The sequence below is a fragment of the Bradyrhizobium sp. LTSPM299 genome (assembly GCF_000938235.1).
Taxonomy (GTDB): domain Bacteria; phylum Pseudomonadota; class Alphaproteobacteria; order Rhizobiales; family Xanthobacteraceae; genus Bradyrhizobium.
On the sequence record NZ_JYMU01000043.1, the window covers coordinates 132601 to 155078 of the forward strand.

The 22478-nt window shown below is 63.2% G+C and carries 26 protein-coding genes and 1 tRNA gene; 22 read left to right on the top strand and 5 right to left on the bottom strand.

Annotated features, from left to right (window positions below; all coding sequences use genetic code 11):
* Positions 1–130 precede the first annotated feature (130 nt).
* The 5 genes from UP10_RS21545 (at position 131) to UP10_RS21565 (ending at position 3619) form a co-directional block, all read left to right on the top strand.
* Positions 131–604, top strand: a complete 474-nt coding sequence (locus tag UP10_RS21545) for a DUF6163 family protein (RefSeq protein ID WP_044589281.1) — start codon at positions 131–133, stop codon at positions 602–604.
* Positions 605–1264: 660 nt separating this feature from the next.
* Positions 1265–1783: a transcriptional regulator LdtR gene (gene ldtR / locus UP10_RS21550; RefSeq protein WP_044542515.1), complete on the top strand. Its 519-nt coding sequence runs from the start codon at positions 1265–1267 to the stop codon at positions 1781–1783.
* Positions 1784–2004: 221 nt separating this feature from the next.
* Positions 2005–2235, top strand: a complete 231-nt coding sequence (locus UP10_RS21555) for a hypothetical protein (RefSeq protein ID WP_044542749.1) — start codon at positions 2005–2007, stop codon at positions 2233–2235.
* Positions 2236–2255: 20 nt separating this feature from the next.
* A complete protein-coding gene (locus tag UP10_RS21560; RefSeq protein ID WP_044542514.1) occupies positions 2256–2477 on the top strand; it encodes a hypothetical protein in 222 nt (73 codons plus the stop codon).
* Positions 2478–3262: 785 nt separating this feature from the next.
* Positions 3263–3619 (top strand): hypothetical protein, encoded by a 357-nt coding sequence (locus UP10_RS21565; protein WP_044589282.1) that lies wholly within the window; start codon positions 3263–3265, stop codon positions 3617–3619.
* Positions 3620–3796: 177 nt separating this feature from the next.
* Here UP10_RS21565 and UP10_RS21570 read toward each other — a convergent pair whose 3' ends face one another.
* Positions 3797–4438, bottom strand: a complete 642-nt coding sequence (locus UP10_RS21570; protein ID WP_349643972.1) for a TetR/AcrR family transcriptional regulator — start codon at positions 4436–4438, stop codon at positions 3797–3799.
* Positions 4439–4547: 109 nt separating this feature from the next.
* Between UP10_RS21570 and UP10_RS21575 the strand changes: the two genes are divergently transcribed.
* From UP10_RS21575 to UP10_RS45350, 10 genes are all read left to right on the top strand, one after another.
* Complete coding sequence (locus UP10_RS21575) at positions 4548–5426, top strand: alpha/beta fold hydrolase (protein ID WP_044589319.1); 879 nt, start codon at positions 4548–4550, stop codon at positions 5424–5426.
* Between the two features lie 375 nt (positions 5427–5801).
* Positions 5802–7115 carry a serine hydroxymethyltransferase gene (gene glyA / locus UP10_RS21580; protein WP_044589284.1) on the top strand — a complete coding sequence of 438 codons (1314 nt, stop codon included), beginning with the start codon at positions 5802–5804 and terminating at the stop codon, positions 7113–7115.
* An 11-nt stretch (positions 7116–7126) separates the two neighbouring features.
* Entirely contained in the window at positions 7127–7609 is a 483-nt protein-coding gene (gene nrdR, locus UP10_RS21585) for a transcriptional regulator NrdR (RefSeq protein WP_044542510.1), read from the top strand.
* Positions 7606–8760, top strand: a complete 1155-nt coding sequence (gene ribD, locus UP10_RS21590) for a bifunctional diaminohydroxyphosphoribosylaminopyrimidine deaminase/5-amino-6-(5-phosphoribosylamino)uracil reductase RibD (protein WP_044589285.1) — start codon at positions 7606–7608, stop codon at positions 8758–8760. Before nrdR ends, ribD begins: the two co-directional genes overlap by 4 nt.
* Positions 8761–9369, top strand: coding sequence for a riboflavin synthase (locus UP10_RS21595; RefSeq protein WP_044589286.1), 609 nt, complete (start codon positions 8761–8763; stop codon positions 9367–9369). It begins immediately after the preceding gene.
* A gap of 171 nt (positions 9370–9540) precedes the next feature.
* Positions 9541–10032, top strand: coding sequence for a 6,7-dimethyl-8-ribityllumazine synthase (gene ribH, locus UP10_RS21600; RefSeq protein WP_044589287.1), 492 nt, complete (start codon positions 9541–9543; stop codon positions 10030–10032).
* Positions 10033–10034: 2 nt separating this feature from the next.
* Entirely contained in the window at positions 10035–10529 is a 495-nt protein-coding gene (gene nusB, locus UP10_RS21605; RefSeq protein ID WP_044589288.1) for a transcription antitermination factor NusB, read from the top strand.
* Between the two features lie 138 nt (positions 10530–10667).
* Entirely contained in the window at positions 10668–11669 is a 1002-nt protein-coding gene (thiL, locus tag UP10_RS21610) for a thiamine-phosphate kinase (protein WP_044589320.1), read from the top strand.
* Between the two features lie 228 nt (positions 11670–11897).
* Complete coding sequence (locus UP10_RS21615) at positions 11898–14018, top strand: sodium-translocating pyrophosphatase (protein ID WP_044589289.1); 2121 nt, start codon at positions 11898–11900, stop codon at positions 14016–14018.
* A 151-nt stretch (positions 14019–14169) separates the two neighbouring features.
* On the top strand, positions 14170–14325 hold the full coding sequence (locus tag UP10_RS45350; RefSeq protein ID WP_197086872.1) for a hypothetical protein: 156 nt from the start codon (positions 14170–14172) through the stop codon (positions 14323–14325).
* Between the two features lie 36 nt (positions 14326–14361).
* Here the strand turns inward: UP10_RS45350 and UP10_RS21620 are convergent, their stop codons facing one another.
* The 3 genes from UP10_RS21620 to UP10_RS21630 all read right to left on the bottom strand — a co-directional run bounded on the left by UP10_RS21620 (position 14362) and on the right by UP10_RS21630 (position 16606).
* On the bottom strand, positions 14362–15369 hold the full coding sequence (locus UP10_RS21620) for a Bug family tripartite tricarboxylate transporter substrate binding protein (RefSeq protein WP_044589290.1): 1008 nt from the start codon (positions 15367–15369) through the stop codon (positions 14362–14364).
* 233 nt (positions 15370–15602) lie between these two features.
* Positions 15603–15899 (bottom strand): hypothetical protein, encoded by a 297-nt coding sequence (locus tag UP10_RS21625; RefSeq protein WP_197086873.1) that lies wholly within the window; start codon positions 15897–15899, stop codon positions 15603–15605.
* Positions 15900–16129: 230 nt separating this feature from the next.
* On the bottom strand, positions 16130–16606 hold the full coding sequence (locus tag UP10_RS21630; RefSeq protein WP_044589321.1) for an outer membrane protein assembly factor BamE: 477 nt from the start codon (positions 16604–16606) through the stop codon (positions 16130–16132).
* A 136-nt stretch (positions 16607–16742) separates the two neighbouring features.
* Here UP10_RS21630 and UP10_RS21635 point away from each other — a divergent pair, with 136 nt between their 5' ends.
* From UP10_RS21635 to UP10_RS21665, 7 genes are all read left to right on the top strand, one after another.
* Positions 16743–17294 carry a ubiquinol-cytochrome C chaperone family protein gene (locus UP10_RS21635; RefSeq protein ID WP_044589292.1) on the top strand — a complete coding sequence of 184 codons (552 nt, stop codon included), beginning with the start codon at positions 16743–16745 and terminating at the stop codon, positions 17292–17294.
* Positions 17291–17902, top strand: a complete 612-nt coding sequence (locus UP10_RS21640) for a YceD family protein (RefSeq protein WP_044589293.1) — start codon at positions 17291–17293, stop codon at positions 17900–17902. Before UP10_RS21635 ends, UP10_RS21640 begins: the two co-directional genes overlap by 4 nt.
* A gap of 302 nt (positions 17903–18204) precedes the next feature.
* A complete protein-coding gene (plsX, locus tag UP10_RS21645) occupies positions 18205–19266 on the top strand; it encodes a phosphate acyltransferase PlsX (protein WP_044589294.1) in 1062 nt (353 codons plus the stop codon).
* On the top strand, positions 19263–20240 hold the full coding sequence (locus tag UP10_RS21650) for a beta-ketoacyl-ACP synthase III (protein WP_044589295.1): 978 nt from the start codon (positions 19263–19265) through the stop codon (positions 20238–20240). The genes plsX and UP10_RS21650 overlap by 4 nt, the downstream gene beginning before the upstream one ends.
* A 131-nt stretch (positions 20241–20371) precedes the next feature.
* A complete protein-coding gene (locus UP10_RS21655; RefSeq protein ID WP_044542496.1) occupies positions 20372–20707 on the top strand; it encodes an integration host factor subunit alpha in 336 nt (111 codons plus the stop codon).
* Between the two features lie 25 nt (positions 20708–20732).
* A complete protein-coding gene (locus UP10_RS21660; protein WP_044589296.1) occupies positions 20733–21341 on the top strand; it encodes a MerR family transcriptional regulator in 609 nt (202 codons plus the stop codon).
* Between the two features lie 527 nt (positions 21342–21868).
* Positions 21869–21946 (top strand) — tRNA-Pro (locus UP10_RS21665).
* A gap of 247 nt (positions 21947–22193) precedes the next feature.
* Here the strand turns inward: UP10_RS21665 and UP10_RS21670 are convergent.
* The gene (locus UP10_RS21670) at positions 22194–22394 is read right to left on the bottom strand and encodes a hypothetical protein (protein ID WP_044589297.1); all 201 of its coding nucleotides are present in this window, start codon (positions 22392–22394) and stop codon (positions 22194–22196) included.
* Positions 22395–22478: the final 84 nt, after the last annotated feature.

Below are 22478 nucleotides of genomic sequence, written 5' to 3' on the forward strand. Positions count from 1 at the left end.
GCCGTCATTGCGCCCCTTATTGCGCCCCTTGGCGCCCCTGATTTGACGCAACGGCAATTGATTTTGGCCCCCCGGCGGGCCAAGACTGCGGCCATGGACCCCTCTTTGCAGCCTCTCGGCGGCGATTCGCATGTCTGACACCTCTGCGCGCGAACAGGCGCGGGATCAGGCACGGGACAATGCCATCCCGGCTGGCAGCATCTCGTCGGATCGTATCGAGCCGGACGAGAATGCGTGGACGCGGCGGCTCGTCATCTTCCTGCGCATCATGGCGGTCGTGTCGATCGCCAAGGGCCTCTATCACTGGGCCCAGGTGACCGGCTTCGTCGGCGGCGAGGAGGAGGCCTTCGAGAACCAGTCGATGGCCTGGCAAACCGCCACGATCTATTTCGCGGTGATCGAGCTCGTCGCCGCCGTCGGGCTGTGGCTCGCGACCCCCTGGGGCGCTGTGGTGTGGTTGACCACAGTGGTCTCGATGGCGGTCATCGAGCTGATGTTTCCCGGTATCTATGGCGGCAGCCTCACGGTGGTTGCGTTCGAGGCCGTGATGCTTGCGGCCTATCTCGCGCTCGCATGGATGGCGGCGCGTGAACGGCCGCCATAGGGCTGTGCGTCGCTGATCCGATTCAGTGTGGCCGCGTTGCGACAGAGCGGCGGAATCCGGCTCGCGATCGTCAAAATCATGTCGTGGGTGCGCGCACTGAGAAGACAGCATCGCTCGCTCTGCTAGGTCTGTGTCACAGACCGCGCGCTGCACCGAGACATCCCATCTTGAAGCGCGTATCTGTGGGACCGCCGCCGGGACCGTTTTCCGGTTCTCGGCAGATTTGTCAGCCGGCATTGTGCCGGCCGGCGGCGGGACCGTTTGTTCAGGGAGCTGCCGCGCAACGCACCGTTACGCGCGAGGCGTGCAGAATCCGCGACGCGATCCCGTAAGATTTTCCAAGATTGTTCCGGTAACCGTTCGGTCACTGGTAAGGGTTCCCTCATACCCGTTACCTCACCGTTTCGAATTCAAACGAAGCTGTTTCCGAATGCGACAGGGCAGGCAGACGAAGCGTGAACAACGCCTCCACACCGTCAATGAAAAGTTGCGAAAAGTCCTTGATCTACAGGCTTAATCCACGATTCACTCTCTTAAATTCATGATCTCTTTATTGTCTTATTTAAGCTGATCTTCAAACGGCCCCCTTAAGTTGCAGCTATCGGGCGGGACACAAGTTTCGTCGAATAAGTCGATAAAAACGACAACAGGGGAAGTGTCATGATGAAAGCCGTTGCGACAACGGCGGTGGAAGCCGCCGATCGCGCTGCCGGTCAAGCTCCGGTGCAGCCGCTCTATCTCGAAGCACTGACTTTGGTGGAGCGGCTGCATCGCCGGCTGCTCGACGTCATCAAGGACGAGTTCGATCGTCGCGGCCGCGCCGACATCAACTCGGTGCAGGCGCTGCTCCTCTACAACATCGGCGACAAGGAACTGACCGCCGGCGAGCTGCGCACCCGCGGCTACTATCTCGGCTCCAACGTCTCCTACAATCTGAAGAAGCTCGTCGAGCTCGGCTTCCTCGATCATCAGCGCTCGCGCGTCGATCGCCGTTCGGTTCGCATTCGTCTGACCTCGCAAGGCCAGGAAGTCCGCAAGATCGTCGACGCGCTTTATCAGAAGCACGTCAAGACGGTCGAGCAGGTCGGCGGCATCTCGAACGAGGAGTTCGCCAGCCTCAACAAGTCGCTGCACCGCCTCGAGCGGTTCTGGACCGACCAGATCCTGTATCGGCTCTGAGCCTTTCTGCCTTCTTCGCATCTTCGTCGCCACTCCTTCGCTTCTTCGCCTTCTGGCCAAGCCGGCAGTTCAAAAAGACCGGCAGCCACCGACCTCCAGACAAGCGCATCGGCTGTGCCCGGCCGGTGCGTTTTTGCTGTTTGTGCACCTGCGAAAAAAAGGCCCAGGCTGCGGGAACCAAGCGCCGTCTCCAGTCTTATCGGTTGCGGAGAACCGTGATCGTGATGATCGAGCGTGGATTGCAGGTGCTGAATGTCGAGGTGGTGGGCGACGCCTACGCCATCGCGTCCAATTACCTGCGCAAGTCCGGCACTATCCCCGACACTTTCTCCACCAACGAGCGCCTGCTCGGGATCATCGTTAAGCTGTTTCATAACGGCGCGACGAACCGTATCCGCCTTGCCAACAAGGCGATCGCCAGATTCGAAGCCGAGACGCTGGTCCTCGCTTGACTGACACCCCGGAGACATCAATGGACGCCGCCATCGACCGCATCATGCAGACCTACGATCTGCTGCTCAATCGCACGACCGCCGCAAGCGAGGAGGCGAGGGGGAAGGTGACCGATTATGTGCGGATGCTGTTCGAGGCCGGCGAGAAGGATACCCACCGGCTCACCGTGTGCGGCCTGACCTATCTGCGCCAGCTCGACGGCAGCACCGATCATGTGAAGGCCGGGTATACCGGGCTGTAGGGCGGCGGGCAATTTCCGCGCTCTCTCCGCGTCCTTGCAATGACGAGATCAGATTCCCCTTCGGTGATGAAATAGCTAACCCTCGGTGTCGTCGCCCGGCTTGTCCGGGCGATCCAGTATTCCAGAGACAGTCATTATTGAACCGATAGGCCGCGGCGTACTGGGTCGCCCGGTCCGTGTGCGCAATTGCGCACAGGTTGGGCGATGACAGGTGTGAACGGGGACGCAGCTTCTGTGAACGGGGACGCAGCTTCGCATTCTCGCAACATGATTTGTCCGAGCTTTGCATTTCGTTTGCCCTCTCATTTGCACAAGGGCGCAGGGAAAGCCGGGTGCCGATCGCACCCATGGGCCCGGTGCAACAAAAAGCACCGGGGTAGGACCACAGGTGTAACCGGGAACTGCGGCTTTCCCTGCGCGATGGTTTTAGGGTTTCCTTCGTGCTCCCCGGTGAGCGCTTGGTTGCCACCGTTGTCTCTGGGAAGCGTCAGCTTCTCAAGAAACTTTCCGCCTGCATTGCAGCGTCAGGACCACACGACTTCGCCGTCCGCTTCATGCGCTCTCGTCAGTTGCGCAATCCGCGTCCACCGCATCCCACCGCGCGTTCGTGACGTGCGCTCGCCCCTCAATCGGGTGGGACGGGCATATCTATACGTTGAGCTGCTCTTCGGATAAAGCGAAATATTTTTGCGCGGAGGGTTTGCCACGTCGGGCAACTCAGAGGTAGGGGCGACCCATGAAGTGGGTGTAACATGTCGCCCATTCTCCGATGTCGGGATTGATCCATGATCCGGGCCCGCAGCCTTTCAGTCGTCCTGGTTGTCTTCGGCATCGTCGCGGGAGGCGGCACGGCGCGTGCCGACGATGCGCCGCCTGCCACGCCATCGCCGGGCGCCATCAGAAAATGCGTCGATATGGATGGCCGCGAATTCTACTGGGGCTGGAGCAACGTGCCATTTGCCAGCACTTGCTCAAACGAGCCCGTCGCAGGCGAGCCCGGCCAGAAGACCGATGCCTGCCGCGCCAGTTGCAGCGATCGCCTGGGGACGTGCTTCCCGGCGGCACCGGACAAAAAGGGAGTCGACGCGTGTTTCGATCGGCTGGAGAGCTGTCAGGCGTCGTGCGGTGAAAAGAAGAACTAGTGCTCCGTCTCTGACGATTGATTCCCAGGAAGCTAGGGGCATGCGAGTCTGCGGCGATGAGCAGGATGGCGGCGGCGGATCGCGACCGGATAAGGTCGCTCGCGCGAAACGACCGCCAGAGTTACAGCACCAGATAACCAATCGCCCAGCGCTGCGGCGCGCGTCGTTCAACCTTTTTCACTGTGTCCTCAGCAGTGCGAAAAACGGCCGAACGACCCCGGTCAGCAATTCACGGTCGGGATTGGTGCGGGCCAGAACCCGGAGGCCCAGGATCGTGCTCAGAGCGAGCCGCGCGATGTCCGCTGCAGGTTGCGAGGTAAGGATTGATCCGTCGCGCTGCCCGGCCGCGACGCAGTCGCGGACACATTTTTCAATTCCATCGAAGACCTTGGTTACAACATCTCGGAAGTCCTGGTCGTGCGGCGCCACCTCCAACGCCGTGTTCACGACAAAACACCCTTTGTGAAACCTGTCGGCGAGCACTTCTTCAACGTTTGCATCGAAGTACCGCTCCAATGCGCGTAAGGGCGGGTCATCGCCTCCGAAGATCGCCGAGCAGGTTTCGAGCGCCAGACCGACATACCGATCGAGCACGAGACGGTAGATGGCTCTCTTGTCACCGAACGCATTGTAGAGGCTTGGCGTCGTCATTCCGGTGCGGTCGGCGAGGTCGCGCATCGATGTCGCCTCATAGCCGTTATTCCAGAAACGTTGCATCGCGGCTTCGAGCACCGTGTCTTCGTCGAATTCCCTGGGCCTGGCCATCTTGATCCGTCGGGCAATGATGAGCGCGAATAACTCACGGTCGTGTTTTATCACGATCGTCAAAAAAATCTATTGCTCATTTTCTGACGATCGTTATAAAACGCGCAGAGCCGATGCCGCGCCCGGCCTCGACCGCAACTGGAAGCAAACCTGGAGTACAGAGATGAGCGAGCCCCACGTAGACGGGATTTATCCCTTCCCGACTGTGATGCAGACGCGGACGATCGAAACCAACGGCACAACCATCCATCTGCGGGTCGGCGGTCATGGCCCGGCAGTGGTCATGCTGCACGGCTTCGGCACAACGGGCGATATGTGGGGTCATCTGGCGAGCGCACTCATCGAAGACCACACGATCATCGTGCCCGACCTCCGTGGGCTGGGCCTCTCGTCGAGGCCTGAGAGCGGCTACGACAAGAAGAATCAAGCGGCGGATGTGATGGGCGTCCTAGACGCCCTGGGTGTGGGCAAGTTCGAATTGGTGACGCACGACATCGGCATCATGGTCGGCTACGCAGTCGCCGCCAACCACCCCGAGCGCGTGAGCCGATGGGTGGCGATCGATGCGCCGCTGCCCGGCATCGGACCCTGGGAGCAGATCGTAATGGATCCGGCGATGTGGCACTTTGGCTTCGGAGGTCGGGACATGGAGCGCCTGGTCGCCGGCCGCGAGCGCATCTATCTCGACCGCTTCTGGAACGATCTTTCCCGGGACCCAAAGCGGTTTGACGAAGCGAAACGCGAGCATTACGCGGCGCTCTATGCGCAACCTGGCGAAATGCGAGCGGGCTTCGCCCAGTTCCTGGCGTTCGGCCAGGATGCGATCGACAACACGGCGTTCCTCGCGAAGGGCAAGCTCAAGATGCCGGTTCTGGCCTTGGGTGGCGAAGCCACATTCGGCCCCATGATCGGCGCGGTGATACGGTGTGTCGCCGATGACGTCGAAGATGTGATCATCCCGGATTGTGGGCACTGGATCACGGAAGAACAGCCGGCCGCGACGACAAAACTTGTCATCGACTTTCTGCATCACCGTTCGTGAGTTAGCTGGCGTTAGATCGTGCGGCGCCGTCCGCAGAGCGTCGTCAACCAGGGCGAAAAGCCCGCTCCGTGGGTGGCATATTCGGAGCGGGCCAGTCTGGGGCGCTGCCTGGTACAGCCGCTGCCGTTATCTTAGCTCCTTCGGCTGACGTCACCCTGACGGGGCTGCGGATGTAGTCGGCCTGTCCTGCCCGGCGGGCGCGGCTCGGCTGGCAAACCCGCCATCCCCACCATATCTGGCATAATCGCCGTTTGCGGACCGCAACCGCTTGGCCATTTTGGGGCGATGTGGTAACCGTCGGGGACCGCTTCGACCGCCACTCGTGACCGTCCGCACCCCGCGTTAAGGGCTTGCGGCGGTGGAGATATTTCGCCGATGACCTCTTCGCCCCAAAACGCTTCGACGACCGCTTCCGCGCCCGATTCCTTCTTCACGGCGACCCTTGCCGAGGCCGATCCCGAGATTGCCGCCGCGATCAAGGGTGAGCTCGGCCGGCAGCGCCATGAGGTCGAGTTGATCGCCTCCGAGAACATCGTCAGCCGTGCGGTGCTGGAAGCGCAGGGCTCGGTGATGACCAACAAATACGCCGAGGGCTATCCGGGCGCGCGCTACTATGGCGGTTGCGAGTGGGTCGACGTCGCCGAGAACCTGGCGATCGACCGCGCCAAGAGGCTGTTCGGCGCCGGCTTTGCCAACGTGCAACCCAATTCCGGCAGCCAGATGAACCAGGCGGTGTTCCTGGCGCTGCTGCAGCCCGGCGACACCTTCATGGGCCTCGATCTCGCGGCCGGTGGCCATCTCACCCACGGCTCGCCGGTCAACATGTCGGGCAAGTGGTTCAAGGCCGTGCATTACACCGTGCGCCGCGACGACCATCTGATCGATATGGACGAGGTCCAGAAGCAAGCCGAGCAGGTCAAGCCGAAGCTGATCGTTGCCGGCGGCTCGGCCTATTCGCGCGCCTGGGACTTCAAGCGCTTCCGCGAGATCGCCGATAGCGTCGGGGCTTACCTGCTGGTCGACATGGCGCATTTCGCCGGCCTCGTTGCCGGCGGCGTGCATGCCTCGCCGGTGCCGCATGCCCACGTCACCACGACAACGACGCACAAATCGCTGCGCGGCCCGCGCGGTGGCCTGATCCTCACCAATGACGAAGTGCTGGCCAAGAAGCTGAACTCGGCGATCTTCCCCGGTCTGCAGGGCGGCCCGTTGATGCACGTGATCGCCGCCAAGGCGGTGGCCTTCGCCGAGGCGCTGCGCCCGGACTTCAAGATCTACGCCAAAAACGTCGTCGAGAATGCCAAGGCGCTGGCCGAGACGCTGCGCAGCCACGGCTTCGACATCGTCTCCGGCGGCACCGACAACCATCTGATGCTGGTCGACCTGCGCCCGAAGGGGCTGAAGGGTAATGTCTCCGAGAAGGCGCTGGTGCGCGCCGCCATCACCTGCAACAAGAACGGCATCCCGTTTGACCCCGAAAAGCCGTTCGTCACCTCGGGCCTTCGTCTGGGCACGCCGGCGGCGACCACGCGCGGTTTCGGCGTGGCCGAATTCAAGCAGGTCGGCGGCATGATCGCCGAGGTGCTGAACGCGCTGGCGCAGTCGCCGGACGGCAAGGCTCCGCTGGTCGAGGCCGCGATCAAGGAACGCGTCAAGGCGCTGACCGATCGCTTCCCGATTTACCAGTAGGATCCCGTTGGATGCGTTGTCCGAGCTGCAACAGTCTTGATACGCAGGTGAAGGACTCGCGTCCGACCGAGGATTCCGCCGTGATCCGCAGGCGGCGCGTCTGCATCGCCTGCAATTTCCGTTTCACGACCTTCGAGCGGGTGCAGCTCCGCGAACTCACCGTCATCAAGCGCAACGGCCGGCGCGTGCCGTTCGACCGCGACAAGCTGGTGCGCTCGCTGCAGATCTCCCTGCGCAAGCGCCCGGTGGACTCCGAGCGGGTAGAGAAGATGGTCTCCACCATCGTGCGCGAGCTCGAAAGCGGCGGTGAGGCCGAGATATCCTCGGAGGCGATCGGCGAGATCGTGATGGAGCATCTTCGCCAGCTCGACGACGTCGCCTATGTGCGTTTCGCCTCGGTCTATCGCAATTTCCGCGAGGCGAAGGATTTCGAGGCGGTGCTCGACGAACTGACCGGCGAAGAGGATCCGCGGGTCGCAACGTTGCGAAAATGATCTTCCGGATACTGGAAGACCAGTTCGCGCAGAAGTCCAGGGACGCGAAAGCGGCCGACCTGCGCTTCATGCAGCTTGCGCTGGCGCTCGGCCAGCGCGGGCAGGGGCGGACCTGGCCCAATCCGGCGGTCGGCGCCGTGATCGTCAAGGATGGCGTCGTCATCGTCGGCCGCGGCTGGACCCAGCCGGGCGGACGCCCGCATGCCGAGGTGGAAGCGCTTCGGCGCGCCGGCGACGCTGCCCGCGGCGCCACGCTCTATGTGACGCTTGAGCCCTGTTCGCATTTCGGCCGCTCGCCGCCCTGTGCGGATGCCGTGATCGCCGCCGGTCTTGCCCGCGTTGTGTCCGCGATCGAGGACCCCAATCCGGAGGTTGGAGGGCGGGGGCATGCGAAGCTGCGTGCCGCCGGTATCGCGGTCGATGTCGGGCAGTGCGCCGCGGAGGCCGCGCGCGACCATGCCGGGCATTTTCGACGCATCCGCGACAAGCGCCCGCACGTGATCCTCAAGCTTGCGGTGTCGGCCGATGAGCGGATCGCCGCTGCCGGCTACCGGCCGGTCGCGATCACGGGCGAGGCTGCGCGGACCCGCGTGCATCTGCTGCGCGCGCAGTGCGACGCGATCCTGGTCGGGATCGGCACGGTCAAATCAGACGATCCGCTTTTGACCTGCCGCCTGCCGGGCATGGCTGATCGTTCGCCGGTGAGGGTGGTGCTGGACCGCGTGCTGCGAATCTCAGGCGACAGCCGCCTGGTGCATTCCGCGCGCGAAACGCCGCTCTGGGTGATGACTTCGGACTTTGCCGAGGCGCCTGCCGCGATGAAGCTCGGCGCCGCCGGCGCGCAGGTGATCCGCATAGCTTCGACCACCACCCCACCCGGGCTCGATCTGCCTGATGTGCTGCACGCGCTGGCGGAGAAGAACATCACGCGGCTTCTGGTCGAGGGCGGAGCCAGGGTGGCAAGCTCTTTCCTGACAGCCGGTCTCGTCGACGAAATCTGGCTGTTGCGTGGACCTGATACGATCGGCACCGACGGCGTTCCCGCGCTGCACGCATTGCCGCTGGCCGCAATCACGCAGTCGCCGGCCTTCCGGCTTCGTGCTAGCGAGGCGCTCGGAAATGACAGTTTGAACATCTATGAGCGTGCGTAAATGTTTACCGGAATAGTCACCGATATCGGTGAGATCAGCAGCCTGAAACCGGTGGCGCAGGGGCAGCTGCACCGGATGCGGATCGCCTGCGACTACGACCAGACCACGATCGCGGATGGCGCCTCGATCGCCTGCAACGGCGTCTGCCTCACGGTGGTCGCGTCAGGCACATCAGGCGGCAAGACCTGGTTCGACGTCGATGCCGCCGCCGAGACGCTGGGCATGACGACGGCCAGGCACTGGGTTACGGGAACCAGGCTCAACCTCGAGCGCGCGCTCAAGATCGGCGACGAGCTCGGTGGCCACATCGTGGCGGGCCACGCCGATGGCATCGCCAGCATCGTCAAGCGTGACGACCTGCCCGACATGGCGCGCTTCGAGCTGAAATCCGCGCGCGAACTCGCACGATTCATCGCGGCCAAGGGCTCGGTGACCTTGGACGGGGTGTCGCTGACCGTGAATACGGTCGACGATGTGACCTTTTCGGTGCTGATTATCCCGCATACGCTTCAAGTGACGACCCTGAGCGGCTGGAAGACCGGCAGCGACGTCAATATCGAGGTCGACCTGATGGCCCGCTACGCCGCGCGGCTGTCGGAAATGAAGTGACGGCGTAGCCGTCATTCCGGGCGATGCGCTAGCATCGAACCCGGAATCTCGAGATTCCGGGTCTGGTCCTGCGGACCATCCCGGAATGACGGCGGCGAGAGCATTCGTGCTTGGCTTAACAACCCATGGCGACTACAAAACGCGCCGGTACCAGAATGAAATGGATACGTAATGGCTGACGCGCGGCGCGCACCCCTGAAGGACCAGACCGACATTTCCGGCGCACGCGTCGTGATCGTCGAGGCGCGATTCTATGACGACATCCAGGATGCAATGCTGGAGGGCGCGTTGGCGGAGCTGAAGGCCGCGGGCGTCAGCCACGACCTGATCACGGTGCCGGGCGCGCTTGAGATTCCGGCGGCGATCGCAATTGCGATCGATGCGGCGGCAGCGAATGGCAATCCCTATGACGCGGCGATCGCGCTCGGCTGCGTGGTGCGCGGCGATACCATCCATTTCGAGATCGTCTCGATGGAATCCTCGCGCGCGCTGATGGACCTTTCGGTCACCAGGAAATTCCCGCTCGGCAACGGCATCATCACCGTCAACACCGATGCGCAGGCGTGGGCGCGGGCGCGCGCCAGCGAATTGAACAAGGGCGGCGACGCGGCGCGCGCGGCGCTGGCGATGCTGCGCATCAAACGCCGGCTGGCAAAGGCCTGACCATGGCAGAGAACAAGAAGCCGGCCAAAGGCCCTGACAAGAAAGCCAACCGGCGCGGCGCCGCGAGGCTCGCCGCCGTACAAGCGCTGTACCAGATGGATATCGGCGGCGCCGGGATCAACGACATCTTCGCCGAGTTCGAGAGCCACTGGCTTGGCAACGAGGTCGAGGGCGAGACATACCTGCCGGCCGAGGCCGCGTTCTTCCGCGACGTGGTATCCGGCGTGGTGCGCGACCAGGCCAGGCTCGATCCCTTGATCGATGACGCCCTGCAGAAGGGCTGGCCGTTGCAGCGGATCGATGCGATCCTGCGCGCCGTGCTGCGCGCCGGCTCGTACGAGCTCGAGCACCGCAAGGACATACCGGGCCGCGTGGTCGTCTCCGAATATGTCGATGTCGCGCATGCCTTCGTCGAGAAGGACGAGACCGGCATGGTGAACGCCGTGCTCGACCAGATCGCGCGCCAGTTCCGCGCCGATGAGTTTGTGCGGAGCTGAGCCACGCACTCCGCTGTCATCACCCGCGCATGCGGGTGATCCAGTACGCCGCGGCGGTTATGATAGACAACAACTGCCGCGGCGTACTGGATCGCCCGGTCAAGCCGGGCGATGACAAATGAGGGTACGGCGCGCTCCATGACAGATCGTCAAGACAACCTCTCCGGCGAAGACTCCCTCATCGCGCGCTATTTCAGGCCGCTGGCGACCGATCCGGGCGCCTTCAATCTCGACGACGACGCTGCCGCCCTGAAGGGGGCCGGTGAGGACATCGTGGTCACGACCGACGCGATCGTCGAGGGCGTCCACTTCCTTCCCGGCGATCCACCGGAGACGCTGGCGCGCAGGGCGCTGCGGGTGAATCTCTCAGACATCGCCGCCAAGGGCGCGGTGCCTGCCGGCTTCGTGCTGACGCTGGCGCTGCGCGGCGCGGACGAAGCCTGGCTGAAGCCGTTCGCGCAGGCGCTGGGCGAGGACGCCGCGCGCTATGGCTGCCCGTTGCTCGGCGGCGACACGGTGTCGACGCCGGGGCCCCTGATGATCTCGATCACGGCCTTCGGTCGGGTGCCGGAGGGGCGGATGGTCCATCGCTCCGGCGCGCATGCTGGGGACCGCGTGGTGGTGACAGGCACTATCGGCGATGCCGCGCTCGGCCTCGATGTGCTGACCGGCGGACCCGTGGCCGCGGCGCTCGCCGGCGATGATGCGGCGAAGGAGATGCTGGCCTCGCGCTACCGCCTGCCGCAGCCGCGCAATGCCCTCGCCAAAATCGTCCGCAATTATGCCAGCGCGGCGATGGATGTCTCCGACGGTCTTGCCGGCGACCTCGCGAAGCTCTGCGCGGCCTCCCGCGTCACCGCCGTGATCGACGTCCAGAGCATTCCGCTGTCGCCTGCGGCATCGGCGCTGCTGGCGCGCAAGGTGATCGGCATCGAGACTTTGGTGGCGGGTGGCGACGACTACGAAATCCTGTGCGCGATCCCGAATAACCGCATCGATGCCTTCACCCGGGAGGCGCGGCAGGCCGGGGTCGCGGTGACGGCGATCGGCGGGCTGATCGCAGGTTCGTCGCCGCCAAGCTTTCTCGACGCACAGGGCAGGGAACTGGCGCTGAAGCGGCTGTCCTACAGCCATTTCTAGAACTCCGTCTGGAATTCCGGCCAGTGCCCCCGATTTTCCCTCTAAATAGCTGCCGATATCGGCGTTTTCGGCCTTAGGTAGCGTTGCACAGCGGTAACGATTTTGGCAAGGTCGCGCCCGATTTGAGGCCATCCCTTTTTGGGGAGGGATGATCCTCATGAATAAGCGCCTGCCGCAACGGCAAAAAAAGGCGCGGGGGTTACATCAAGGATCTGAGGCAAAATTCACATGACAGCATTATGGGCGATTGTGCTCTGCGGGGCGCTTTCCATCGTTTACGCAATCTGGGCGACGCAATCGGTATTGAGCGCAGACGCGGGCAATGCGCGGATGCAGGAGATCGCGGCCGCCGTGCGCGAAGGCGCGCAGGCCTATCTGCGCCGGCAATACACCACGATCGGCATCGTCGGCATAGTGATCTTCGTGGTGCTGGCCTACTTCCTCGGCATGCTGGTCGCGGTCGGATTTCTGATCGGCGCCGTCCTGTCGGGCGCGGCCGGCTTCATCGGCATGAACGTCTCGGTGCGCGCCAATGTCCGCACCGCCCAGGCGGCGACCACGTCGCTGGCCGGCGGACTTGAGCTTGCCTTCAAGGCGGGTGCCATCACCGGCATGCTGGTAGCTGGTCTGGCGCTGCTCGGCGTCACCATCTACTTCGCATTCCTCACGCACTATCTGGATCTCGCCCCCAACAGCCGCACGGTTGTCGACGCGATGGTCGCGCTCGGCTTCGGCGCTTCGCTGATCTCGATCTTTGCCCGTCTCGGTGGCGGCATCTTCACCAAGGGCGCTGACGTCGGCGGCGATCTCGTCGGCAAGGTCGAAGCCGGCATTCCCGAAGACGATCCGCGCAACCCGGCCACCATCGCCGACAACGTCGGCGACAATGTCGGCGACTGCGCCGGCATGGCGGCCGATCTGTTTGAGACCTATGCGGTGACCGCGGTCGCCACCATGGTGCTGGCCGCGATCTTCTTTGCGACCTCGCCGCTGCTGGTGAACATGATGACGCTGCCGCTCGCGATTGGCGGCGTCTGCATCCTCACCTCGATCGCCGGCACCTTCTTCGTCAAGCTAGGCGCGAGCCAATCGATCATGGGCGCGCTGTACAAAGGCCTGATCGCGACCGGGGTGCTGTCGCTGTTCGGCGTCGCCGGCGTGATCAACTGGCTGATCGGCTTCGGTCCGCTGGAGGGCGTCAAGTACACCGGCATGGCGCTGTTCGAGTGCGGCGTCGTTGGCCTTGTCGTTACCGGGCTGATCATCGTGATCACCGAATACTACACCGGCACGGATTATCGTCCGGTGAAGTCGATCGCGGCGTCCTCGGTCACCGGTCACGGCACCAACGTGATCCAGGGTCTAGCGATCTCGATGGAGTCCACCGCGGGTCCGGCGCTGGTAATCATCGCGGGCATTCTCGTCACCTACAGCCTTGCCGGCCTGTTCGGCATCGCGATCGCGACCGCAACGATGCTGGCGCTGGCCGGCATGGTGGTCGCGCTCGACGCTTTCGGTCCGGTCACCGACAATGCCGGCGGCATTGCCGAAATGGCGGGTTTGCCGAAGGAAGTGCGCAAGTCGACCGACGCGCTCGACGCGGTCGGCAACACCACCAAGGCGGTGACCAAGGGCTACGCGATCGGTTCCGCCGGTCTCGGCGCGCTGGTGCTGTTTGCGGCCTACAATGAAGACCTCAAATTCTTCATCGCCAATGCCACGAAGTATCCCTACTTCCAGGGCGTGCTGCCCGACTTCTCGCTCAACAATCCCTACGTCGTGGTGGGCCTGTTGTTCGGCGGCCTGCTGCCGTATCTGTTCGGCGCGATGGGCATGACCGCGGTCGGCCGCGCCGCCAGCGCGATCGTCGAAGAAGTACGCCGCCAGTTCCGCGAGAAGCCCGGCATCATGCAGGGCACCGACAAACCCGACTACGGCAAGGCGGTCGACCTTTTGACCAAGGCGGCGATCAAGGAAATGATCGTCCCGTCGCTGCTGCCGGTGCTGTCGCCGATCTTCGTCTACTTCGTGATCTACGCGATCGCGGGCGGCGGCGCGGCCGGCAAGTCGGCGGCGTTCTCCGCGGTCGGCGCCATGCTGCTCGGCGTCATCGTCACCGGTCTGTTCGTCGCGATCTCGATGACCTCGGGCGGCGGCGCCTGGGACAATGCCAAGAAGTACATCGAGGACGGCCATTACGGCGGCAAGGGCTCCGACGCCCACAAGGCCGCGGTGACGGGCGACACCGTCGGCGATCCCTACAAGGATACGGCGGGCCCGGCAGTGAACCCGATGATCAAGATCACCAACATCGTGGCGCTGCTGCTGCTGGCGATTCTGGCGCACTAAGCGGCGCGACACCAACGAATGTAAATCCCCGCGGTGCAAGCCGCGGGGTTTTTGTTTTGCATGGACTTCGTTCGGTGTATTGCCGAATTGATCGGCTTTCCGCCAACGATATCCGCCGACAACCAGACGCGAGCAAAACGGAGATCAATCGATGTCGCTCTCATCCGCACGGAACTATGCGCTTCGCGCCTCCAAGTCGCAGGATCAGAAGGAGGCCATCGAGCTACTGTCGAAGGCGATCCTGGAACTGGCGACGTCAATTGAAGCAACCGACGCCAAGATCAAGAAGATCAACAAGTCTTCGTAGCGTTAGCCTGCTCCGGAAAGGTGGTGACAGAGCCTGTTACTTCACCTCCATCTGCAAGCCTTCCTTCTCGATGATGGCTGCAAACTTGGTGGTTTCCGCCGCGATGAAATCCGAGAATTGCTGCGGCGTGCCGTAGTCGCCCTTCGCACCCATGCCGGCGATGCTTTTCTTGACGTCGTCGCGTTCCAGCATCGCTTTGATCTGCCGGTTCAGCTCATCGAGCACCGGCGCGGGCGTCGGCTTCGGCAACAGCACGCCGAACCAGGACGAGACGTCGAATTTGGCGAGCTCCGGCGCGGTCTCACGCATCGCCGGCAGGCTCAGTGCCGACGCGCTGCGTTCGGGCGTGGTGACGCAGAGCCCGTTGAGCTTGCCGTCCTGCACCTGCGGCAATGACGGATAGAGATTGTCGAACAGGATCTGGATGTCGCCGGCGAGCGCGGCCTGCAGCGCGGGACCGGCGCCGCGGAACGGCACGTGCGTCATCTTCAGCCCGGTGAGCTGCAGGAACCAGGCGCCGGTGAGGTGAGGGCTCTGCCCGGTGCCGGACGAGCCGTAGGTGAGCTTGTCCGGGTTCTGCTTCAGATAGGCGATCAATTCGGGGATCGATTTGATGCCGGTGGTCGGATGCGCCGAGACGATGTTCGGGATCCTGATCATGTTGGAGACCGGCTGGAGCTGATCGGCCCTGTAGGTCAGATTCCTGAAAATGCTGTAGGCGATCGCGTTGGGGCCGGGATTGCCGATCAGGATGGTATGGCCGTCGCCCTTGCTGCGCGCCACCTCCGCCGTGCCGATGGTGCCGCCGGCGCCGGAGCGATTCTCGACCACCACCGACTGGCCCCAGATCGGTTGCAGATGCGCGGCGAGCAGCCGCCCCATCACGTCGGTCGAGCCGCCGGCTGCGGCCGGTACGATCACCCGCACCGTTTCGGTCGGCCGCCAGTCGGCGGCGCCAAGGCTCGCGCGCGGCAGGATCGAAGCAGTCGACAAAGCGGCTGCGCCCGACAACACCGTACGGCGGGAAAATCTCCTGCTAGTCATGCGTTTGTCCCCTGCGCAGGTCTTGCTTGAGCGCGACGGTAGGGGAGCGCATGCGTTCCGGGCATGCGGCGAACTGGCGCAGCCGGGGAGTGCGCCTGGATTCTTCTTTCGACGTCAGGCCCCGGCGCCACATGACTCTGCCCGCACCAAAGTCAGGGGCGCGGGCAGCAGCGTTGCGATCATTTCGGGAAGCGAATCCGGCAAGCGGGCGACTTCGCGCAAATCAGTTGCGGTTACACCAGCGCGTCGGCGTTCTTGGCAAACGCTTCGTCCGTGGTGAACGGAATCTCGGTCACCTTGACGACCTCGTGCTTGTTGCTGCCGATCACCACGATTTCCTTGAGGTAGGACCCAGGGAAGGAACCATGGACCTTGTATGGCTTGGTGCCTTTGCCAAGCGGTCCTGTCCACCCCATGACCTTGATGGCCAGACCGCCGACCCATTGCTCGTCGCGGACGAGCTGGATGCCGGATGTAAAATTCGGGGCGTGCCCCTCGACGGTGACGGAAAAGAAGCCCGGCGAATGCAAGCCGGTCCAGACATAGACGACTTGCGCCTTATCGAAAGGTTCTGCTCCAAAAAAAAACCATGACGTATCTCCTGCTGAATTGATGGCGGTGAGAGCCGTTGCGTCCGGCTCGCAGCCGTCCTAGCAGGGAGGATGGCGATGCACGTGTGAATGATCTCACACACAATCACAAATTGTCGTTTCGCAGACGGCGGGATCGTGCGCGGCCGTGCGCTCCGGGATAGCTGTCGCTAGTTGAAGCTGAGCAGCTTGAGCAGCGGCGTGATGTACGAAATTTCCTGACCCGAGGTCGGCGTGGTGCGGCTGATGAAGTCGAAGACCTTGCCGTCCTGCAGGCCGTAATTGGCGAGCCTGCGCACCTGCCGGTTCTTGTCGAAATAGACCGCGATCACGCGCTGGTCGACCACCCGCTGGTTCATGAAGGCGACCGGGCGAGAGGCGCGCTGCGAGATGTAGTAGAAGACCTCGCCGTCCAGCGTGGCGACGGTGGAGGGGGTGCCCATCACGATCAGCACCTGATCCTGGCTCGCGCCGATCGGAATCTGCTCGAGCGCCCCCGGGGGCAGGATGTAGCCCTTCTGGAATTGCTCGCCGGTGCACGCGCCGAGCACGGCGCAGACGAGGCCGATTGCAGCAACCGTACGGACGCGCGAGAATAGGCTGCGCGCGGAGGCCACGCGGGGCTGTCTTGGACTGGTTTCGGTCATCGGCGGAACTGATCCGTCCCCTTGCATCGCGCGAGGCGTTGACGTACCGGGCAGCTCAATGGATTGCAATATAGCCGAGCCTCCAACAGGCGAACCCTCATTGTCGCACCTTTAGAGCTCGCAGCCGGAACCCAGCATGCTTTGGCCGTTCAATCACTTCAGAAAACCCCAGGTGCCCCCGCGCGGCACCATTGAGACCATCTATGGCATGATCGTGACGCAGGCACGAGAACCGTTGTTTTACCGGGACTTGGGCGTTCCGGACACGGTTAATGGCCGTTTTGACCTGCTTCTGATGCATCTCTGGTTGGTGCTGCGGCGGTTTAAATCCGTTGAGGCCGGTTCGGACCTATCCCAGGCGCTGTTCGACCATTTCTGCACCGACATGGACGACAATCTGCGCGAGATGGGCGTCGGCGACCTCACGGTGCCCAAGCGCATGCAGGCCTTCGGCGAGGCGTTCTATGGCCGGACTGCGGCCTATGATCTCGCGCTGACCGACAGCGACGAGGCGCTGGCGCAGTCGTTCTGCAAGAACATCCTCAATGGCGCCAACATCGACAAGGCGCGTGAGCTCGCCGCCTATGCCAGGCACGCAGTCACGGCGCTGGCGCGCGCCGACGCGGCCGCGCTGAAGCAGGGCGCGTGGAGCTTTCCTGCGCTCCAGACCGCGGCTGCCCCGGCATGAGTGGCGACACGACAAAGCGGCCCGGTGCCTCGCGTGATCCATCACGTGATCCCTGGCGCGTTCTCGTCACCGTGGCTCAGATCCCCGAGACAGGGCTGCATCAAGAGATCAAGGCGGACGAGACGGTGCGCAAGGCGACCGCCGACATCGCCGAGCTACGTGAGGTCATATCGGCGCATGCGGCATTCGACCTCATGCCGAATAAGCGCGACGGGCGCGTCCACGTCACCGGCAGGGTGCAGGCGCGGGTCGGGCAGACCTGCGTGGTGACGCTCGATCCGATCGAGAACGACATCGACGAGCGGATCGACCTGATCTTCGCACCGCCTGAGCAGATTCCGCAGATGGCCGATCTGGTCGACGAGGCGGAGGACAGCGACGAGGACACGCCGGACCCGCCCGAGCCGATCGTGAACGGCTTCATCGATATCGGCCGGCTTGCGACCGACGCGCTGTTTCTCGGCGTCGATCCCTATCCGCGCAAGCCGGACGCCGTCTTTGAACAGGCGGTTGAAGTCGTTGATCCGGAGGATCATCCGTTTGCCGCGCTGAAAGCGCTGCAGGAGAAGGCGGGCAAGAAGCCGAACGGCAACAAGGACGATAATTGAGGGGACGATGCTGCTGCTTTAGCGCATGAGCGGTCATCGTTCTCACTTCAAGTAGTGTCATTAACCTGTTGAATTATTGTGTTTTTATGTAATTATGCAGTCGCGTTTCGCGGGAATTCCGCCAACGTGTCTGCCAGTGGTCAAAAGGCGGTCAAAAGGTTGTGTCGGACAGCGGACACGGTATTGTCGCGGCCCGGCCGGAATGCGACATGGCGTTTCGCCGCGCGCCTTTGATGGCGGTGACTTCAAGCTCGCGGCCTTCGTCTGAGGGGGCTGTGGGAGAGTAGGTTTCCGGGACATTCATGCCTAAAAAGGTTCGAATCGCGCTTGACGCCATGGGTGGCGATGCCGGCGCATCGGTCGTCGTTCCCGGTGCTGCGATCTCGTTGAGCCGCCACCCCGACAGCGAGTTCCTGCTTTTCGGCGACCAGGCCAAGATCGAGCCTGAGCTCGCCAAGCATCCTGCACTCAAGGCAGTGTCGAAGGTGATCCATACCGACGTCACCGTTCGCATGGACGAGAAGCCAAGCCAGGCGCTGCGGCGGACCCGCAGGGCCTCTTCGATGTGGCTGGCGATCGATGCCGTGAAACATGGAAAGGCCGATGTCGCGGTCTCCGCCGGCAACAGCGGCGCGCTGATGGCGATGGGGGCACTCAATCTGCGGACGCTGCCCGGCGTCGACCGCCCGGCAATCGCGGCGGTTTGGCCGACGCTGCGCGGCGATTCGGTGGTGCTCGACCTCGGGGCCACGATCGGCGGCGACGCCCGCCATCTGGCGACCTTGGCCGTGATGGGCAGCGCAATGGCGAGCGTGCTGTTCAATCTCGAACGGCCGACCGTCGGCCTGCTCAATATCGGGTCCGAGGACATCAAGGGCCACGAGGAAATCCGCGATGCGGCCGAGATACTGCGCGCGATGAACTCGACCCAATTCAACTATATCGGCTTCGTCGAGGGCGACGGGATCGGTCAGGGGCACGCCGACGTGATCGTGTCCGAGGGCTTTTGCGGCAACATTGCGCTCAAGACCGCGGAGGGGACGGCACGCCAGATGTTCACGCTTCTGCGCGAGGCCATGACCTCGAGCTGGATGGCGCGAATCGGCTATTTGTTTGCCCGCGGCGCATTCCAGAAGCTGCGCGACAAGCTCGATCCCAACAAGTCGAACGGCGGCGTGCTGCTTGGCCTGAAGGGCGTGGTGGTCAAGAGCCATGGCGGCATCAGCGCGGAAGGCTTTGCCTATGCGGTCGATGTTGGCTATGAGATGGCCCACCTCGATCTCCTCACCAAGATCAATCAGATGCTTAATCGCGATGGCAGTGCGCTGGTGCAGACGCAGGCCGCGCAGGAGGCTGTCTCGTGACTGCGATACGTTCGGTCGTGCTGGGCTGCGGCTCTTATTTGCCGGAGCGGGTTCTGACCAATGCCGAACTGGCTGCTCGAATTGACACGTCGGACGACTGGATCGTGCAGCGCACCGGCATCCGGCAGCGGCATATCGCCGCCGATGACGAGTTTACCTCGCACCTCGCGATCAAGGCTGCGCTCGCCGCGCTCGCCCATGCCCAGATCGACGCGCAGACGATCGACCTGATCGTGCTGGCGACCTCGACGCCCGACAACACCTTTCCCGCCACGGCCGTGGCCGTTCAGCATGCGCTCGGCATCAACCACGGCGTGGCTTTCGACCTGCAGGCGGTGTGCTCCGGCTTCGTCTTTGCACTCACCACCGCCGACAATTTCCTGCGCGCCGGCGCCCACAAACGGGCGCTGGTGATCGGTGCGGAGACCTTCTCGCGCCTCCTCGACTGGAGCGATCGCGGCACCTGCGTGCTGTTCGGCGACGGAGCCGGGGCGGTCGTGCTGGAGGCCCAGCCGCACGCCGGGACAATCGCCGATCCCGGCATGCTGACCACGCACCTGCGCTCCGACGGACGGCACAAGTCGAAGCTGTTCGTTGACGGCGGTCCCGGTTCGACCAAGACGGTCGGGTATCTCCGGATGGAGGGCCGCGAGGTGTTCAAGCACGCGGTCGGCATGATTACGGACGTGATCGTCGACGCCTTTAACGCCACCGGCCTCACCGCTGACGACATCAACTGGTTCATTCCCCACCAGGCCAACAAGCGAATCATCGACGCGTCCGCCCACAAGCTTCATATTGCGCCGCAGAAGGTGGTCTTGACGGTCGACCAGCACGGCAACACCTCGGCCGCCTCGATCCCGCTCGCGCTGTCGGTCGCCGTGAAGGATGGCCGGGTCAAGAAGGGCGATCTGGTGCTGTTCGAGGCGATGGGCGGTGGCTTCACCTGGGGTTCGGCGCTCGTGCGCTGGTGAGCGGATCGCTCAAAATCGCTCACATTTTGCCAGCTTCTTTCATGCCTATGTACGGTCGTCACTGTTGACCATTGCGTGCTAAGCTTTTAATTTCAGTCAAGAAATTGTTCGCCGAGAGTGCGGGGCAGGCGATGACCAACGGAACCGGGAAAACAGTTACACGCGTCGATCTGTGCGAGGCGGTCTACCAGAAGGTAGGCCTGTCGCGCACCGAATCGTCGGCGTTTGTCGAGCTTGTGCTGAAAGAGATCACCGATTGCCTGGAGAAGGGCGAGACGGTGAAGCTGTCATCGTTCGGCTCCTTCATGGTGCGCAAGAAGGGGCAGCGTATCGGTCGCAATCCGAAGACCGGCACCGAAGTGCCGATCTCGCCGCGCCGGGTGATGGTGTTCAAGCCGTCGGCGATCCTGAAACAGCGGATCAACGGCCAGACGCCGACCAATGGCGACGCCAGCAAGGACGATTGATCCTTAACCTCAGAGGAGCAGGCATTTGGACAAGGCGCCGGATGCGTTCCGTACCATCAGCGAAGTCGCTGACGAACTCGACATTCCCCAGCATGTCCTGAGGTTCTGGGAAACCCGCTTCGCGCAGATCAAGCCGATGAAGCGCAGCGGCGGACGCCGCTATTACCGCCCTGATGACGTCGACCTGCTCAAGGGCATCCGCCGGCTGCTCTACGGCGAGGGCTATACGATCCGCGGCGTGCAGCGAATCCTGAAGGAGCACGGCATCAAGTCGGTGCAGGGCATCGCCGACCAGAGCGCGGCCGTCTCGTTCGGCGCGGTCGAGGAGGCCGTCGGCCACAGCATGCAGGAGCCCGACGATTCCGAGGCCACCGACGGCCTCGATCTCGACGGCGAGGAGGGCGACGGCGACGAGAAGGGCATCGACTATCGCTTCGTCGACACCGACGAGGATGCCATCCTGTCGACCTACAAGAGCCACCTCCAGCCGGCGAAAGCACCAGTCAAGGCACCTGCCGCCGCCCCGGCGCGGGCAGCAGCCGCCGCCGACCGCCAGCGCCTCGAACGCGCGCTCCAGGACCTGGTCGCCTGCCGGCAGTTGCTCGATGCGGCGATGAAGGACGGCCAGGGGTAGGGTGAACTGAGGCGGCCACGGAGATTCACCTCTTTCCCCAGCCAAAATATCGAAAACAACCCCATGCAAAGTAGCCGGCCGCTGCCGGCGCTCGACACGGCAACTTGACACGTCGGGCAAATCAGTGGCATTCTTCCATTATTCCGAAATCATGCAAGCGCCACTCGCCGCAGGCTATCGCTTGTGGCATTTGCGGAATTCTGCAACTGACGTTTCCACGTCGTCATGGCCGGGGCTCGGACATGACGAACTATGGGACGCGGCCGATCGCCATGTGCGATAGCCCAGCGGGGAGAGGTCGATTCGCGCGGCAAGTCGGGTGAGGGGCCGCAGTACCGATGAGAGATCGTAGTCCGCTCATCACCCGGCGCTGCGCGCCGACCTCTCTCAAGGGAGATGTGAACCGAAATCGCGGCCGCATTGGTCCAATACACGCTGTTGGGCGCGGACCCGGGGTAGCAATTGTGGCCATCGCGGAGGACCTGCCGCCTTGCGCGAACACAGGATCGCGGCTAATGGAGCGGCATCGGAGCGTGGCGCAGCCCGGTTAGCGCACTAGTCTGGGAGACTAGGGGTCGGAGGTTCAAATCCTCTCGCTCCGACCAAAAAAAGCCCTGCAGTAGCAGGGCTTTTTGCATTCTTGGCGCATTGCCCTTCGGTACGGAATCAGAACAGATTTGGGCAAATACCGGGGGATTCCGGGAAAAAGTCCCCACCGAAGTCCCCACCGGGCCAGAAGCCGTTCCTCTGACGTTCCGGTGCTTGGCAGTTCCCGCCGATATTCGCAAGCGACGGCAGACTCAGGGGCGGGCATGGCCCCGAGCTCAACGCCTGAGCCCCCTTCTTTGCTGTTCATGTCAGCTTGGAGCCGCTGACGAGGCCGATGATTGCACCGACGCCAGCCGTGAACCCCTTGAGAGCCGTGTTGTAAAGCTCAGTCATCATCGGGGGCGATGGCTCATGGCCCGTGAAGGCAATGCACGTCGCTACGGCGCCGCACACAAGCGTGAGCGCAACGGTCGTAAAAAATACAATGAGAAACTTGTCGGCCATGGGATGTCCTTTCGCCGACATCCCAGATTGACACCCAATGAGGCGAGAGAAAGAGTTCGTGCGACAGAGCGGCGCCCTAACTGT